Source organism: Pedococcus sp. P2_E2, from assembly GCF_056403955.1.
Genome location: NZ_JBFUEM010000001.1, coordinates 603,830 through 619,843, shown reverse-complemented (window position 1 = coordinate 619,843; position 16,014 = coordinate 603,830). Strand labels below are relative to the sequence as shown.

The 16,014-nt window shown below is 71.3% G+C and carries 16 protein-coding genes; 11 read left to right on the top strand and 5 right to left on the bottom strand.

All coding sequences use genetic code 11. The annotated features are described in order from the left end of the window. Positions 1 to 29: 29 nt before the first annotated feature. Positions 30 to 1,136, bottom strand: a complete 1,107-nt coding sequence (gene gcvT, locus AC1DWR_RS02900) for a glycine cleavage system aminomethyltransferase GcvT (protein ID WP_477623621.1) — start codon at positions 1,134 to 1,136, stop codon at positions 30 to 32. Positions 1,137 to 1,231: 95 nt separating this feature from the next. Here gcvT and AC1DWR_RS02895 point away from each other — a divergent pair, with 95 nt between their 5' ends. Beyond that, complete coding sequence (locus AC1DWR_RS02895; protein WP_477623620.1) at positions 1,232 to 2,734, top strand: leucyl aminopeptidase; 1,503 nt, start codon at positions 1,232 to 1,234, stop codon at positions 2,732 to 2,734. A 91-nt stretch (positions 2,735 to 2,825) separates the two neighbouring features. Here AC1DWR_RS02895 and AC1DWR_RS02890 read toward each other — a convergent pair whose 3' ends face one another. Beyond that, a complete protein-coding gene (locus tag AC1DWR_RS02890; RefSeq protein WP_477613257.1) occupies positions 2,826 to 3,047 on the bottom strand; it encodes a DUF5302 domain-containing protein in 222 nt (73 codons plus the stop codon). A gap of 83 nt (positions 3,048 to 3,130) precedes the next feature. Next, positions 3,131 to 3,466: a hypothetical protein gene (locus tag AC1DWR_RS02885; protein WP_477613258.1), complete on the bottom strand. Its 336-nt coding sequence runs from the start codon at positions 3,464 to 3,466 to the stop codon at positions 3,131 to 3,133. A gap of 215 nt (positions 3,467 to 3,681) precedes the next feature. Here AC1DWR_RS02885 and lpdA point away from each other — a divergent pair, with 215 nt between their 5' ends. From lpdA to AC1DWR_RS02870, 3 genes are read left to right on the top strand one after another with little or no spacing between them, the layout of a single operon-like run. Next, positions 3,682 to 5,073, top strand: coding sequence for a dihydrolipoyl dehydrogenase (lpdA, locus tag AC1DWR_RS02880; protein WP_477623619.1), 1,392 nt, complete (start codon positions 3,682 to 3,684; stop codon positions 5,071 to 5,073). Between the two features lie 15 nt (positions 5,074 to 5,088). Continuing rightward, a complete protein-coding gene (gene sucB / locus AC1DWR_RS02875) occupies positions 5,089 to 7,008 on the top strand; it encodes a 2-oxoglutarate dehydrogenase, E2 component, dihydrolipoamide succinyltransferase (protein ID WP_477623618.1) in 1,920 nt (639 codons plus the stop codon). Positions 7,009 to 7,034: 26 nt separating this feature from the next. Further along, entirely contained in the window at positions 7,035 to 7,946 is a 912-nt protein-coding gene (locus AC1DWR_RS02870) for a TIGR01777 family oxidoreductase (RefSeq protein ID WP_477623617.1), read from the top strand. On the opposite strand, the gene AC1DWR_RS02865 is transcribed toward AC1DWR_RS02870, so the two are convergent. After that, a complete protein-coding gene (locus AC1DWR_RS02865) occupies positions 7,943 to 9,472 on the bottom strand; it encodes a protein kinase domain-containing protein (RefSeq protein ID WP_477623616.1) in 1,530 nt (509 codons plus the stop codon). The two genes, AC1DWR_RS02870 and AC1DWR_RS02865, sit on opposite strands and share 4 nt — an antisense overlap. A 69-nt stretch (positions 9,473 to 9,541) precedes the next feature. Here AC1DWR_RS02865 and AC1DWR_RS02860 point away from each other — a divergent pair, with 69 nt between their 5' ends. From AC1DWR_RS02860 to AC1DWR_RS02840, 5 genes are all read left to right on the top strand, one after another. Continuing rightward, on the top strand, positions 9,542 to 10,282 hold the full coding sequence (locus tag AC1DWR_RS02860) for a Type 1 glutamine amidotransferase-like domain-containing protein (RefSeq protein WP_477623615.1): 741 nt from the start codon (positions 9,542 to 9,544) through the stop codon (positions 10,280 to 10,282). Between the two features lie 10 nt (positions 10,283 to 10,292). Then, positions 10,293 to 10,940 carry a lipoyl(octanoyl) transferase LipB gene (gene lipB / locus AC1DWR_RS02855; protein ID WP_477623614.1) on the top strand — a complete coding sequence of 216 codons (648 nt, stop codon included), beginning with the start codon at positions 10,293 to 10,295 and terminating at the stop codon, positions 10,938 to 10,940. After that, positions 10,937 to 11,590 (top strand): DUF6198 family protein, encoded by a 654-nt coding sequence (locus AC1DWR_RS02850; protein WP_477613264.1) that lies wholly within the window; start codon positions 10,937 to 10,939, stop codon positions 11,588 to 11,590. The genes lipB and AC1DWR_RS02850 overlap by 4 nt, the downstream gene beginning before the upstream one ends. A gap of 170 nt (positions 11,591 to 11,760) precedes the next feature. Beyond that, entirely contained in the window at positions 11,761 to 12,798 is a 1,038-nt protein-coding gene (lipA, locus tag AC1DWR_RS02845) for a lipoyl synthase (protein WP_477623613.1), read from the top strand. A gap of 19 nt (positions 12,799 to 12,817) precedes the next feature. Continuing rightward, a complete protein-coding gene (locus AC1DWR_RS02840) occupies positions 12,818 to 13,552 on the top strand; it encodes a DUF4191 domain-containing protein (RefSeq protein WP_477613266.1) in 735 nt (244 codons plus the stop codon). Between the two features lie 10 nt (positions 13,553 to 13,562). Here AC1DWR_RS02840 and AC1DWR_RS02835 read toward each other — a convergent pair whose 3' ends face one another. Beyond that, the gene (locus AC1DWR_RS02835; RefSeq protein ID WP_477623612.1) at positions 13,563 to 14,417 is read right to left on the bottom strand and encodes an ATP-grasp domain-containing protein; all 855 of its coding nucleotides are present in this window, start codon (positions 14,415 to 14,417) and stop codon (positions 13,563 to 13,565) included. A gap of 138 nt (positions 14,418 to 14,555) precedes the next feature. Between AC1DWR_RS02835 and AC1DWR_RS02830 the strand changes: the two genes are divergently transcribed. Together AC1DWR_RS02830 and AC1DWR_RS02825 are read left to right on the top strand one after the other, a co-directional pair. Then, complete coding sequence (locus AC1DWR_RS02830) at positions 14,556 to 15,395, top strand: DUF4097 family beta strand repeat-containing protein (RefSeq protein WP_477623611.1); 840 nt, start codon at positions 14,556 to 14,558, stop codon at positions 15,393 to 15,395. Then, the gene (locus tag AC1DWR_RS02825) at positions 15,392 to 15,997 is read left to right on the top strand and encodes a PadR family transcriptional regulator (protein WP_477623610.1); all 606 of its coding nucleotides are present in this window, start codon (positions 15,392 to 15,394) and stop codon (positions 15,995 to 15,997) included. The genes AC1DWR_RS02830 and AC1DWR_RS02825 overlap by 4 nt, the downstream gene beginning before the upstream one ends. The last annotated feature ends 17 nt before the right edge of the window (positions 15,998 to 16,014 follow it).

Below are 16,014 nucleotides of genomic sequence, written 5' to 3'. Positions count from 1 at the left end.
TCCCCTGTGAGTCCCGTGCGTGCGCAGGCCTAGTCCTCGCGGACGTCGACCTGCACGAACGGCGGCTTCACGACCGTGGCCGTCACCTCGCGGCCACGGACGTCGATGACGACCTCGTCGCCTGCGGCGACGGTCGGCGCCAGCAGCGCCAGGGCGATGCCGTTCTTCAGCGTCGGGCTGAACGTCCCCGAGGTCACCTCGCCGACGACCTCACCGTTGACCTTCACCTCGCAGTGCGCCCGAGGTATGCCGCGGCCGGTCGCGAGCAGGCCCCAGGCCACCCGCGCGGGGCCGGCAGCCTTCTCGGCGACGAGTGCCTCACGACCCCAGAACGCCTCCTTCTTCCAGCCGACCGCCCAGCCGACGCGTGCCTGGACCGGCGTGATCGACGGGGACAGCTCGTTGCCGTGCAAGGCATACCCCATCTCGGTGCGCAAGGTGTCCCGCGCCCCCAGGCCGCAGGGCAGCCCATCGTACGGCGCCGCCGCCTCGATGAGGGCGTCCCACAGCTGGGCGGAGACCTCCCACGCCGGCACCAGCTCGTAGCCGCGCTCACCGGTGTAGCCGGTGCGGCAGACGATGACCGGATGGCCGTTCCAGTCGGTCTCGACGAAGGACATGTACTCGTGCCCCGTGGGGAGGCCGAGCGCCGCGAGCACCTCGTCGCTCTTGGTGCCCTGGACGGCGATGACGCCGTAGCCCTCGTGCAGGTTCTCCACCGTCAGACCCTCGGGGGCGGCCGCCGCCAGCAGCTCGACCACTGCGCCGGTGTTGGCCGCGTTCGGGATGAGGAAGACGTCGTCGTCACTGCGCAGGTAGGCGATCAGGTCGTCAACGACCCCGCCGGAGTCGTTGCAGCACAAGGTGTACTGCGCCTTGCCCTCGTGGATGCGGTCGAGGTCGTTGGCCAGGCAGGAGTTCACGAACTCCTTGGCCCCGGGCCCGGAGACGCGAGCCTTGCCGAGGTGGGAGACGTCGAAGATGCCGACCGAGGTGCGCACCGCCGAGTGCTCGCGGACGACCCCGCCACCGGGGTACTCGATGGGCATCTCCCAGCCGCCGAAGTCGGCCATCTTGGCCCCGAGGGCCACGTGCCGGTCGTGCAGGGGTGAGGTCTTCAGGGCTCCGTCGCTCATGCTCCGAACGCTACCGCCCTCCACCTGCACCTCACACGGCACGGCTATCCTGCGCAGCAGCAGGTGCCACCAGCCCCGATACGAAGGATGAGTACGTGACGACCGTCAACGTCTCCGACCGCCCCGCCCACGACCTCAAGGCCGACGCCCTCGTCCTTGCCACGGTCGACTCCGACGGCAAGGCCGCCCTGGCCGCAGGCCACGGTCTGCCGCGCGTCGCCGCCACCCATGTCGCGGCGCAGCTCGCGGCGTTGCACGCCACGGGTGCCGCCGACGAGGTGCTCACGATCGCCGCGGTGCCGGGCGTCGCCGCACCGCGCGTGGTCCTCACCGGCTTGGGCAAGGGCACCGCCCGCACGGCCTCGTTCGACCACGAGGTGCTGCGGCGCGCTGCCGGGGCCGCATCGAGGTCGCTCAAGAACGCGGCCAAGGTCGTCGTCGCGCTGCCGACCACCGGCGCGGAGTCCGTCGCCGCCGTGGCCGAGGGCGCTGCGCTCGGCGCCTACCGGTATGCCGGCGTGCGGGGCCCCGCTGCCAAGCCCACCAAGGGCATCACCACGGTCACCGTCGCCACGTCCGACGCGCGCGTCAAGGCGGTCAAGGCCGCTGCCACCCGAGCGGGCATCCTGGCCGATGCCAAGGCCTACGCCCGAGACCTGGTCAACACTCCCCCGAACCAGCTCTTCCCCCAGTCGTTCGCAGACTCCGTCAAGGCACGCAACGCCGCGGCGACCGCCAAGGTCACCATCAAGGTGCTCGACGAGAAGGCGCTCGAGAAGGGCGGCTTCGGCGGCATCGTCGGCGTCGGCCAGGGCTCGGTCAACCCGCCGAGGATGGTCACCCTGACGTGGAACCCCCCGAAGGCCACAGCCTCGGTGGCGCTCGTCGGCAAGGGCATCACGTTCGACTCCGGCGGCCTCAACCTCAAGCCCGCCACGGGGATGCTCACGATGAAGTCCGACATGGCCGGAGCCGCGGCCGTCGCGGCAACCGTCCTGGCCGCGGCCGAGCTCGGCCTGCCGGTCAAGGTCACCGGCTACCTCTGCCTCGCGGAGAACATGCCGAGCGGCACCGCTCAGCGCCCCAGCGACGTCGTGACGATGCGCAACGGCACCACTGTCGAGATCCTCGACACCGACGCCGAGGGACGGATGGTCCTGGGTGACGGCATCTGCCTGGCCGGCGAGGCCAAGCCGGACGCCATCGTCGACATCGCGACCCTCACCGGCGCCCAGATGGTCGCCCTCGGTGGCCGGGTCGCCGGAATCATGGCCAACGACGATTCCTTCCGCGACCGGGTCGGCGGGGCAGCTGCGGCCGCTGGCGAGGCGGCCTGGGCGATGCCCCTGCCCGCCGACCTGCGCAGCCAGCTCGACTCGGGCGTGGCGGACCTCGCCCACAAGGGCGAACGGTGGGGCGGGATGCTCACTGCCGGTCTCTTCCTCCAGGAGTTCGTCACCAAGGGCACGCCCTGGGCGCACGTCGACATCGCCGGACCGTCGTACAACGAGGGCTCGCCGTGGGGCTACACCCCGAAGGGCGCCACCGGCTACGGCGTCGGCACCCTCCTGCGGCTGGTCGAGGACTACGCCGGCTGACAGCAAATGCTGGAACGCCGGAGGGGCCCGTCCACATCGGACGGGCCCCTCCGGCGTTCACTGCGCTGCTGGCGTCGGGAGCCTGGCGCGGTCAACCGCCGCTCTTGCGGCGGAACATCTGCTGCGTAGCCGTCGTCGCCGCCGCCTGCGCGTGGTCGACCTTGCCGTGCTCGGTGTCGTCCGACACGTCGCGACCTGCGTGCGACTGCTTCTTGTCGAGGGCCTCGCGGAACTTGCGCTTCATCTCCTCGCTCGGTCCCTGCCCCCCGGGCTTCTGTTCCCCAGACTTCCTTGCGTCACCGGACTTGGCCATGGTGCCTCCTGCTTCTCGGTGCTGAACGGGCCGGTTCCCGGCCCGCAGGTCTGTGCCCACTCTGCCAGCCACGCGGCATACGGTCACTGCTTCTTGCGCTGGCGCGAGTTCCACTCGCGCATCCTGTTGGGGTAGCCGGTCTGCAGCACGTCGTAGACGGGCACCTCGAGGCTGCGGGCGAGGGCGAAAGCCGCGTCGCGGGACCCCGCTGCCCGACGGGTCCACTCGCCGTCGTAGGCGATCAGGATCACCGTGGTGGCAGTGACGTTGGTCGGCGGCTCGACATAGGCCTCGACACCCCGGCGGCTCGTGGCGAACTCGGTCAGGTGCTTGCGCACGGCCTGCTGGTCCACGGCCATGTTGGGCCCGTCGGAGGGTCCCCGGTCCGAGCGCTTGCCGCTCCGCTTCCACCACGCCATGGTGCCAACGATACGGGGAGCGGTCCTTCGATCCGACGCCATTCGGGGCACTGGACCGCCGCAGCCCCCTGACCTGCGGACCATCGGTCGACCTGCTTGCGCCTCGGTGTGCAATCAGTGACAAGATGCTCTGTGTCGATCCCGGACCGGCCACGACCTGACCGCGACCCGTGAGCGACGCGACAATCCGACGCACACGACGCAAGGGAGCGAACATGCCGGCTGACGCCGAGGCCATCGACGAGACCACGTACGACGTGGTGATCCTCGGAGGCGGAAGTGGCGGCTACGCCTGCGCGTTCCGGGCGGCCGAGCTCGGGCTGCGGGTCGCTCTCGTGGAGAAGGGCAAGCTGGGCGGCACCTGCCTGCACGTCGGCTGCATCCCGACCAAGGCGCTGCTGCACGCCGCCGAGGTCGCCGACACCGCCCGCGAGGGCGAGCACTTCGGGGTGAAGTCGACCTTCGAGTCGGTCGACATGTCGGGCGTCAACGCCTACAAGGACGGTGTCATCGCCCGTCTCTACAAGGGCCTGCAGGGCCTGGCCAAGGCACACAAGATCGAGCTGGTCGAGGGCGTCGGTCGCCTGGTCGACCGCTCCACCGTCGAGGTCGACGGCCGCCAGGTCCGCGGTCGCAACGTCGTGCTCGCCACCGGCTCCTACGCCAAGTCCCTGCCGGGGCTGGAGATCGGCGGCCGCATCATGACCAGCGAGCAGGCGCTGACCCTCGACTTCGTCCCCCCGCGGGTCGTGGTCCTCGGCGGCGGCGTCATCGGCGTCGAGTTCGCGTCCGTGTTCAAGTCGTTCGGCTCCGAGGTGACCATCGTCGAGGCCCTGCCCCGACTCGTCGCCGCTGAGGACGAAGCCATCTCCAAGACGCTCGAGCGGTCGTTCCGCAAGCGCAAGATCGCGTTCCGGACCGGAGTGAAGTTCGCCGGGGCGACCCAGTCCGGTGACACCGTGTCGGTGTCGCTCGAGGACGGCAGCGCCATCGAGGCCGACCTCCTGCTGGTGGCCGTCGGCCGCGGACCAGTCACCGAGGGGCTCGGTTACGCCGAGGCCGGCGTGACCCTGGACCGCGGCTTCGTGACCACCGACGAGCGGCTGCGCACCGGAGTCGAGGGTGTGTATGCCGTGGGTGACATCGTGCCCGGCCTCCAGCTGGCGCACCGCGGGTTCGCCCAGGGCATCTTCGTCGCCGAGGAGATCGCCGGGCTGTCACCGGCAGTGATCGACGAGCTCGGGATCCCGCGGGTCACCTACTGCGACCCCGAGATCGCCTCGGTCGGGCTCACCGAGGCACAGGCCGGCGAGAAGTACGCCGACATCGAGACCTACGAGTACAACCTCGGTGGCAACGGCAAGTCCCAGATCCTCCAGACCCAGGGCTTCGTCAAGCTGGTCCGTGAGAAGGACGGCCCGGTGGTCGGCGTGCACATGATCGGCGCCCGCATGGGTGAGCAGATCGGCGAGGCGCAGCTGATCTACAACTGGGAAGCCCTGCCCTCCGACGTCGCCTCCCTGATCCACGCCCACCCCACCCAGAACGAGGCGCTCGGCGAGGCCCACCTGGCTCTGGCCGGCAAGCCGCTCCACGCGCACAACTAATAGGAGAACGAGCAGATGTCTGAACGCGTGACCATGCCAGCCCTGGGTGAGTCCGTCACCGAAGGCACCGTGACGCGCTGGCTGAAGAATGTCGGCGACACGGTGGCGGTTGACGAGCCACTGCTCGAGGTKTCGACCGACAAGGTCGACACCGAGATCCCGTCGCCCGTGGCTGGCGTCCTGCAGGAGATCCTCGCCCAGGAGGACGACACCGTCCCGGTGGGTGCCGACCTCGCCGTCATCGGCGACGGCTCAGAGGGTTCCGGTGGCGGCGACCAGGACCAGCAGCAGGACCAGCAGCAGGACCAGCAGCAGGACCAGCAGCAGGACTCCGGGGAGCAGCAACAGGACGCTGGGGAACAGCCCTCGCAGGAGCAGGCCTCCGCCGGGTCGGACGAGCCGCCGGCCGAGGCTCCGTCGACCGAGCAGGCCCCGCAGGCCTCGACCTCGGAGCCCGAGCAGTCCGGTGAAGGCAGCCAGGGCGACAGCAGCCAGGGCGGGGCCTCCGGTGGCGAGACCGTGAAGATGCCGGCGCTCGGTGAGTCCGTCACCGAGGGAACTGTCACCAGGTGGCTCAAGGCCGAGGGCGACAGTGTCGACGTCGACGAGCCGCTGCTCGAGGTCTCGACCGACAAGGTCGACACGGAGATCCCCTCGCCGGTCGCAGGCACGCTGACCAAGATCCTCGTCCAGGAGGACGACACCGTCCCCGTGGGTGGCGACCTGGCCATCATCGGCGGCTCTGGTGGCAGCTCGGCTCCTGCCCAGGAAGCCCCCGCCCAGGAGGCGCCCGCCGCCCAGGAAGCCCCCGCCCAGGAGGCCCCGGAGCAGGAGGCCCCGGAGCAGGAAGCCCCCGCCCAGGAGGCCCCCGCCGCCCAGGAAGCCCCGGCTCCCGCCGCGGCCCCGGCCGCCCCCGCCCCCGCCGCCGCACCGGCGCCGGCGCCGGCACCTGCTGCCTCGGGATCCGACGACACTGATGCCTCGGCCTACGTCACTCCGTTGGTGCGCAAGCTCGCATCGGAGAACAACGTCGACCTCGGCTCTCTCAAGGGCACCGGCGTCGGCGGACGGATCCGCAAGCAGGACGTCCTCGACGCGGCCAAGGCCGCCGAAGAGGCCGCTGCCGCGCCCGCCCCTGCTGCAGCCTCCACCCCGGCGCCGGCCGCAGCAGCCACGTCCGCACCGGCTGCATCCAGTGGGGCCGCCTCGGTCTCGCCCAAGCGGGGCACGACCGAGAAGATGTCGCGGCTGCGGCAGACCATCGCCAAGCGGATGGTCGAGTCGCTGCAGGTGTCGGCCCAGCTGACCACCGTGGTCGAGGTCGACGTCACCAAGATCGCCCGACTCCGGACCAAGGCCAAGACCGAGTTCGAGCAGCGTGAGGGCACCAAGCTCAGCTTCCTGCCGTTCTTCGCGCTCGCGGCCGTCGAGGCCCTCAAGGCCCACCCGGCGGTCAACTCCAGCGTCGAGGGCACCGAGGTCACCTACCACGGCACCGAGAACCTGGGCGTCGCGGTCGACACCGAGCGCGGCCTGCTCGTGCCGGTCATCAAGGACGCCGGTGACCTCAACATCGCCGGGCTGGCCCGCAAGATCGCCGACCTCGCGGAGCGCACCCGCACCAACAAGATCGGCCCGGACGAGCTCGGCGGCGGCACCTTCACGCTGACCAACACCGGCAGTCGCGGAGCGCTCTTCGACACCCCGATCATCAACCAGCCCAACGTCGCCATCCTCGGCACGGGTGCGGTCGTCAAGCGCCCGGTCGTCGTGTCCGACGGTGACGGCGGCGAGACGATCTCGATCCGCTCGATGGTCTACCTCGCGCTGTCGTACGACCACCGCGTCGTCGATGGTGCCGATGCCGCCCGCTTCCTCACGACGATGAAGTCGCGTCTCGAGGACGGCAACTTCGAGTCCGACCTCGGTCTGTAGCGGAGTCGGTCGAGCAGGTTCAGCAGATGCCGCAGCGTGTTGCCATCACCGGTGCCTCCGGACTGATCGGCAGCGCGCTGTCGGCGTTCCTGCGGGGGCGCGGCGACGAGGTCGTCCACCTGGTGCGGCGGGCTCCCTCCGCGCCGGACGAGGTCCAGTGGGACCCGGCCAACCGTCGCCTCGACCCGTCTGCCCTGCGCGGCGTGACGGCCGTGGTCCACCTCGCGGGCGCGGGTGTCGGGGACAGGCGGTGGACCCCCGCCTACCAGCAGGAGATCCTGGCCTCCCGCGTGGATGGCACCACCACCATCGCCACCACCCTCGCGACCCTGGCCGCGCAGGGTCAGCGAGTCCGCCTGGTCAGCGGCGCGGCCGTGGGCTTCTACGGCGACCGCGGGGACGAGGTCCTGACCGAGGAGTCCGCTCCCGGCGAAGGCTTTCTCAGCGAGGTGGTCCGGGCGTGGGAGGCGGCAGCGGAGCCGGCCCGTGCGGCCGGTCTGTCGGTGGCCACGACCCGCACCGGCCTGGTGTTCGCGCCAGATGGCGGTGCACTCTCGCGCATGCTGCCGCTGGCCAGGCTCGGCATCAACGGCCCCCTGGGCAACGGGCGTCAGTGGTGGCCGTGGATCTCGTTGCGCGACACCGTGGGCGGCCTGGCCCACCTCGTCGACCGCTCCGAGATCGAGGGGCCGGTCAACCTCGTCGGACCACACCCTGACCACCAGCTCGACATCGCGAGGGAGCTGGGCCGCCAGATCCACCGGCCCGCCCTGCTGCCGGCCCCGGCCTTCGGGATCAAGCTGGTGCTCGGCGGCTTCTCCGACGAGGTGCTCACCAGCAAGCGCGCCGTTCCCGCGAGGCTCACCGAGTCCGGCTTCGTCCACCAGGACCCGACGGTCGAGTCCGCCTTACGTTGGGTGTTGTCCCAACGGCCCTAGAGGGTGTCGCCCGTGATGCTGTCCACCAGCCACCGTCCGGACGTCCACCTCAGCTGGTAGCGCAGCTCCTCGCCCGCGACCGCCGGGCGTGTCTGGGCCCGACCCGCGGTGTCGACGACCCGGTATGCCGCCGTCCCCACCACCGCGTCGACCGCAGCCGTGGTCGCGGTGTGCCTCACGGTGCGGGCCGACGTCACTGTCAGCGCCACGCCCTCCCAGGACTGGCCCGAGGTGTCGAGGTCCCGCAGCAGCGCGGTGTCCTGGGCCATGGCGGCGGAGCCGGGGACGTCCAGGCGGGCGAGTGCCGCGGCCGACCTCGACATCGTCACCTCGGCCCGCAACCCGGCCAGTGCGGACATCAGTCCGCGTGGATCGGTCTGCGGGGCGGTCGGGTCCGCCGCGAGGTCCCGCCGAGCGCGGGAGACGCCGCCCCCTCCCGCCTGCGTCGGCGCACCCGTCGGGCCAGGAGCGGAGACGGGCAGCAGCCCGTCGCGCGAGGCGCTCGAGGGGGCGGCCGCGTCCCGCGACCGGTGGACCCAGTCGGGCGTGGCGAGGCGGCCGCCGGCCATCAGTCCGCCGCAGCCGAGTCCGACAGCCAGCACCAGCAGGGTGCAGAGCGCAGGAGCCCGACTCGGCTCACGAGAGCGCCGCTCCGCGCCATCGACCGGAGTTGCCGCCCCGGACTGCCGCAGGCGCTGGGTCAGCAGTGACGTCTCGTCGCTGCCCACCACGAGTCGGAGCGGCTCGCACGGGGCCGAGTCGTAGTAGGTCAGGGCCAGCTCAGCAGCGGTGGGGCGGGCGTGTGGGTCGCTGTGCAGTGCACGCAACGTGATCTCGGACCACGCGGGCGGCAGACCGGGCGCAAGCTCCTCGAGGGGTCGACGCAGGGCCACCGGTGCCGGCGGCGAGCCGGTGACACACCACCAGGCGAGCGCACCCACGGCATACACGTCGGAGGCGGCGGTGACCACGCCGCGATCGAGGACCTCGGGCGCGACGAAGCCCTCGGTGCCCCAGAGCTCCCCGGGCAGCTCGCCCACCAACGAGGCGACCCCGAGGTCGGCCAGCAGCGGTCGCCCCGTGCGTTCGACCAGGACGTTGGCCGGGGTGACGTCGCCGTGGACGACGCCCAGCCCGTGCAGGCCCGCCAGGGCCCGGGCGACCGGAGCGAGCATCGTCACCGACTCCCCCACGCTCAGGTGGCCGCGCGCCCGGACGAGGCCCTCCAGGGAACCACCGCGCACCCGGTCGAGCACCAACGCGACCGCGGCAGGCTCACCCGGCAACCCGACCGCCTCGTGGAACGCGACCAGCCCTTCGACGTCGACCCTGGCCAGCACGGCCAGCTCGCGGGCCAGCGAGTCGGCCTGGTCGGACTGGCCGACCGGCACCACCTTGACGGCCACAGCCGCCCCGTCACTGTCCCGCGTCGCGGCCCACACGGTGCCGGATCCCCCGCGCCCCAAGAGCTCGCCCAGTAGGTAGCCGGGCACGTCTGGCCGCGTCGCAGCGCTCTCGGTACTCATCGCGCCACTATGCCCAGTCCAGCGACACCAGCCTGCGAGTTGTCCACAGGCCCCTCCTAGAGTCGGGGCATGCCTGCAGACCAGCCGACCATCCTCGCCACCTCGGGTGGCTACCGCATGGCCCAGCGCAGCCGTTTCGAGTTCGACGCCCTGGTGCACCACGCGGTCGCGCTCTCCGGCGCCGAGGGCACCCCCGAGGTCACCGTGCTCGGCACGGCTAGCGGGGACCAGCGGAGCTTCGCCGCCGAGGTCGACGAGGCGGGACGGGCGGCCGGGTTCGCCGTCACGAACCTGCACCTGTTCCCCATGCCGAACCTCGACGACGTGGAGGGCCACCTCCTGTCCCAGGACGTCGTCTGGGTCAACGGCGGGTCGGTCGCCAACCTCCTCGCGGTCTGGCGGGTGCACGAGCTGGACGCTGTCTTCCGACGGGTCTGGGAGGCGGGAGTGGTCCTCGCCGGCGTCTCCGCCGGCTCGATCTGCTGGTATGCCGGGGGCACGACCGACTCGTTCGGCCCCGAGCTCCGCGCGGTGACCGACGGCCTGGGCTTCCTGCCGTACGGCAACGGCGTGCACTACGACTCCGAGGAACGCCGGCGCCCCCTCGTGCACCGCCTCGTGGCTGACGGCACGCTGCCGACGACGCACTGCACGGACGACGGGGTCGGGCTGGTCTACCACCGCACCGAGCTCGTCGAGGCCGTCACCGAGCGGGACGGAAAGGCTGCGTTCATCGTCAGTCGCGACGCTGGTAGCGCCGCGGGTGCCGTCGAGGAGCGTCTGGAAACCCGCCGTCTCCCTCGGGCGTAGGCTGACCCGCATGCGTTTCGAGCACGTGGGCTTCGCCCCCGACTTCGTCGACTACGAGGCTGCCTGGGCCCACCAGCGTGAGGTGCACGCCGCGGTCGTCGAGGGTGCGGAGGACACGGTGCTACTGCTTGAGCACGCCGCGGTCTACACCGCGGGCAAGCGCACCGAGGCACACCAACGGCCCTTCGACGGCACCCCTGTCATCGACGTCGACCGGGGCGGGCTGATCACCTGGCACGGGCCCGGTCAGCTGGTCGGCTATCCGATCGTCCGGTTGCACGGTGTCCCGATCGACGTCGTGGCCCACGTGCGCCGCCTCGAGGAGGTCATGATCCGCACCTGCCGCGACTTCGGCGTGGACGTGACGCGGGTGGAGGGTCGCAGTGGCGTCTGGGCCCTGGCCGACGACGCCCCTGGTGGTCGTCCGGACCGCAAGCTCGGCGCGATCGGCGTGCGGGTGAGCCGACAGGTCACCATGCACGGCTTCGCCCTCAACTGCGACGCGGACCTTGCCTGGGCCGACAACATCGTCGCCTGCGGGATCGACGACGCCGGGGTGAGCTCGATCAGCCGCGAAGCCGGGCGCGTGGTCACCGTCCAGGACGTCCTCCCGTATGCCGAGAAGCACCTCTTCGACGTCCTCGCCTCGGGCGCGTGAGGGCCGCCGACCGGCACCCGACCACCGCGGACACGTCGGTCGCCCCCGAGGGCTCCACGCCCGCCGCCCTGTCACGACGCCTGGTGCAGCTGGTGCTCTCGTGCGTGGTCCTGGGCGCGGGAGTGGCCTGTCTCCTCGACGCGGCCCTCGGCTCGGACGGCTACTCGACCCTGATCTCGGGCCTCACGAAGGCCTCCGGGCTGCCATTCGTCGTCGTCAACGTCGGGGCGGGGATCCTGCTCATCGGGGTGGCCTGGAGCCGGGGCACCCGACCGGGAGTGGGCACGGTCGTGCAGATGGTCGTCGTCGGGGCCACCGTCAACGTGCTGCTCCCTGTCCTACCGACCCCGACGACGCTGGGACCCCGGTTCGTGGAGCTGGCGGCGGCGTTCGCCCTGCTGTCGCTGGGGGTGGCCGGCTACCTCGCGTCGCACACCGGTGCCGGCCCGGCGGAGGCGGCTGCGATCTCGTTCGACCCGCCACTGCCCTTCAAGTGGAGCTACACCGTGCTGCAGGCGGTCAGCGCGGTGGGCGGCTGGTCCCTGGGAGCGGCCGTCGGGCCGGGCACCCTGCTGGTCTCGATCCTGGTCGGGCCGACCGTGGACCTGCTCACCCGGGCGCTGTTCCACAGTCGCAAGGTCTCGGCCTGACCCGCCACCCCTCCCGGAGGTGAGGCGCGGGAATAGTCCTCCGAGGGCAGGCGTACCCTTGAGGGACGCCCGGTGACCTCCGGGCGCACCCGTGCCCCACGGCATACCGGACGACCCGACCGGGTCGCTGCACAGGGCACGTGCACCACCGAGAGGGCAAGGGAGTCTTCGTGACCATCGCACCCGAGGGCCGCCGACTGCTGCGCGTCGAGGCGCGCAACGCCGAGACGCCGATCGAGCGCAAGCCCGAGTGGATCCGCACGACCGCGAAGATGGGCCCGGAGTACACCAAGCTCCACTCGATGGTGAAGACCGAGGGTCTGCACACGGTCTGCCAGGAAGCCGGGTGCCCCAACATCTTCGAGTGCTGGGAGGACCGCGAGGCGACCTTCCTCATCGGCGGTGACGTCTGCACCCGCCGCTGCGACTTCTGCGACATCGCCACCGGCCGGCCCGAGTCACTCGACCGCGACGAGCCCCGGCGGGTCGCGGAGTCGGTGGCCCAGATGGGACTGCGCTACTCGACCGTGACCGGCGTCGCGCGCGACGACCAGCCCGACGGCGCCGCCTGGCTCTACGCCGAGACGATCCGCCAGATCCACGCCAAGAACCCCAACACCGGTGTGGAGATCCTGCCCCCCGACTTCGGCGCCAAGCCCGAGCTCGTGGGCCAGCTGTTCGACGCGCGTCCCGAGGTCTTCGCCCACAACCTCGAGACCGTGCCGCGCATCTTCAAGCAGATCCGGCCCGCCTTCACGTACGAGAAGTCGCTCAAGGTGCTGTCCATGGCCCGCGACGCCGAGCTCGTCACCAAGTCCAACCTCATCCTCGGCATGGGTGAGCAGGACCACGAGGTGGAGCAGGCGATCGCCGACCTGCACGACGCGGGCTGCGACATCCTCACCATCACGCAGTACCTGCGCCCCTCCAAGCTGCACCACCCGATCGACCGGTGGGTCAAGCCCGAGGAGTTCGTGCACTGGAGCGACGTCGCCCAGGAGATGGGCTTCAAGGGCGTCATGGCCGGCCCCCTGGTGCGCTCCTCCTACCGCGCCGGACGCCTCTGGGCGACGGCCATGAAGAAGTGGGGTCGCGAGATCCCCGAGCACCTCCAGCACCTCGCCGAGGCCGCCGGTGACCCCGCCCGCCAGGAGGCCTCTTCCCTCCTCGCCGCACGCCAGCCGGGCGTGTTGGGCGCCCCCGCCTGACACCCGTATCCTGACCCTCATGGCCCGCAAGGAAAAGCAGCAGTCGGACACGCCCAAGAAGCCGGGCCGGTTCGCCCAGGTCCGCCAGGTCTTCACGGCATCGCGCAAGGCCGACCCCACGATCCCGTGGTGGATGCTGCTCGCGTTCCTGGCCGTCCTCGCCGTCGGCGCGGGCATCGGCGTGCTCGTCGGCCACTGGAAGTACGCCCTCGTCCTCTCCTTCCCGCTGGCTCTGCTCGCGGCCACCCTCGTGTTGTCCCGGATGGCCGAGCGCGCGGCCTACCGCTCCCTCGAGGGCCAGCCCGGAGCCGCTGGGGCCGCTCTGGGCTCGCTGCGGCGCGGCTGGTACTTCGACCAGCAGCCGGTCGCCGTCGACGGTGCACGTGGCACTCGACCCGAGGACGTCGCGGGTGCGGCGTTCGTCTACCGGGCTCTGGGTCGCCCCGGCATCGTGCTCATCGGCGAGGGCCCCGATGCCCGTCGCACCAAGCTGCTCACGCAGGAGCGCAAGAAGGTCGAGCGCGTCGCACCCGGCGTTCCCGTGACCGCGATCGTCGTCGGTGACGGCGCCGACGAGGTGTCGATCCGCAAGCTCACCGGCAAGCTCACCCGGATGAAGCCCGTCCTCACCAAGGAGGAGGTGTCGGCCGTCAACAAGCGCCTCAAGTCCCTCGGTGGCCTGCGCCCGCCGATCCCCGCCGGCATGGACCCGATGCGCGCCCGCGTCGACCGCAAGGCCATGCGCGGCCGCTGAGTATCTGCTCTCAGTCGAGCTGGGCGGCCACCGCGGCGGCGAAGCGGGCGACCGAGCCGGGCGCGAGGCGCAGGAACAGGTCGGGTTCGATCAGCTCGAGCTCCATCAGCGTCGGCTGACCGTCCACGTCGATGAGGTCGACGCGCGCGTAGACCAGCTCGTCCGGGGCCAGGGCCATCGCCCGGGCCGCGACGTCGAGCTCCGCCGGGGTCGGCTCGTGCACCTCCTCGGAGCCACCGTGCAGCGCCTGCACGCGGTAGTCGCCCGCCTTGGGCACCTTGCGCACGGCATGGGAGAACTCGCCGCCGAAGAAGAACAGTGACGTCTCCCCCAGCTCGACGCTCGGGGCGAACGGCTGGACGATCGTGTCGCCGGCGGCGACCAGCGCCCCCAGGTGTGCGCCCGCCTCGGCCGAGCCGGCCGGCGCCTTGAGGGCGCCCCTTGCGCCGCCGTCGACCGCCGGCTTGATCACGACGTCGGCCCAGCCGGTGGCGAGCATCCGGTCGACCGGGTGGGCGGCCCCCTTCGCGAGGGGGAGGCTGGGCAGCACGGGTATGCCGGCCTCGCCCAGCTCCGAGAGGTAGCCCTTGTGCGAGTTCCAGCGAATGATGTTGGGGCTGTTGATGATTCGCGAGACCGAGTCAACCCGGTCGGCCCACTCGAGGAACGCGTCGAGGCGGTCGAAGTAGTCCCACGTCGAACGGATCACCACGAGGTCGAAGGATGCCCAGTCAGCCTCGTCGTGCCACACGACCACCTCGGCGGCAACACCCAGGGCGTGCAACGCCTCAGCGATCTGCGGTGGCTCCGGGTCGACGTAGGACGGGTCGGACCAGGTGCACAGGGCGATGCGGTGGCTCGTCACGGAAGGGATTGTCTCAGGCGTGATGAGGGCCCGAAGGATCACCCTGCACTGGGACTTGCCCTCGCGGCATACGCGATATAACGTGAGTCTCAACAACGCGATATAGCGCGAGATGACCCCTCAACGAAAGGACATCCCATGAGCGAGGAATGGTCGATCGACACCGCCAGGGTGCTCGACATCGGCGGCGACGGCGAGCGGGTCCGTCGGCTCAGCGTCGCGATCGTCGGCGGCAGGGTCGACGTCGTGACCCACGCCGACTCCCCCACGGCGCGGGTCGAGATCGCCAAGGTCGAGGGCATGCCGGTGAAGGTCACCTGGGACGGCACGAAGCTCAAGATCACCCACGGCGTGGACTCCACCCGGATCCTGGAGCGGGTGCGTCAGGCCTTCGACGGCCTCGAGCGCAACCGGGTCGCGATCAGCATCTCGATCCCCGAGGACGCCGAGACCTCCGTGAGCACGGTCAGCGCCAGCGGGCTGCTCGCCGGCATGCGGGCGGGCGCCAGGGCCAACACCGTCTCCGGCTCGATCACGATCGACGACATCGTCGGCCCCGTCGACGTCAACACCGTGAGCGGCGAGGTCGAGTGCGGCAACGTGCGCGGCCCGCTCAAGGTGCACTCCGTGTCCGGTGCAGTGACCGCCCAGCACAGCGACGTGCCCGAGGTCAGCATCAGCACGGTCAGCGGCGACGTGGCCCTCGACCTGGTCAACGGCGCTGCCACGATCAAGTCCAACTCGGTCTCCGGGGACGTGACCGTCCGTGCGCCGCACGGTGGCTACGACGTCACGGCCAACACCGCATCGGGCCAGGTCGTCATCGACGGCCACACCATCCACAAGCACTCACGCCAACCCGGCAACCGGCTCACCGACGGCGACGGCAGCCTGCGCCTCAGGGCCAACGCCGTCTCCGGCAACGTCGTGGTCCTCAAGGCGAGCCCGGCAGCGCCCTCGGACGAGGCGTCCGCATGAGCCCCGTCTTCGCGCACGGCCAGCTCCGCCTGTACCTGCTGGCCCTGCTCAACGAGGGTCCCCGGCACGGGTACGAGGTGATCCAGGACCTCGAGCACCGTTTCAACGGGCTGTACTCCCCCAGTGCCGGCACCGTCTACCCGCGGCTGGCCAAGCTCGAGGAGGAGGGCCTTGTGCAGCGGTCCGACGAGGGGCGCAAGGCGATCTACCGGATCACCGAGGCCGGCCGTGAGGAGGTCCGGGCACGCCAGGACGACCTGTCCAGCCTCGAGTCCGATCTCGACCTGTCGGTGCGCGAGCTCGCCGAGCAGGTGCGCTCGCGCGTCCGTGGCCAGACCAAGGACCTGCGCGCCGAGCTCAGGGCCGCGGCGCAGGAGGCCCGCCGCACGGCGACACCGGTCGGTGGCCCGGAGCCGTGGCAAGGCTGGAAGGGCAGCGACCCCAAGGCGATCCGCGATCTCGAGGAGGCCGTTGCCGAGCTGCGGTCCGAGGCGCGAGGCGCGTGGAAACGGCACGGGCTCACGAGCGACCAGAGCCGCGAGATCATCGACATCCTCGCCGAGGCGACGGGGCGGATCCGCGACGTCATCAGCCGGCGCTGACCGACCGCCCGGCTGAG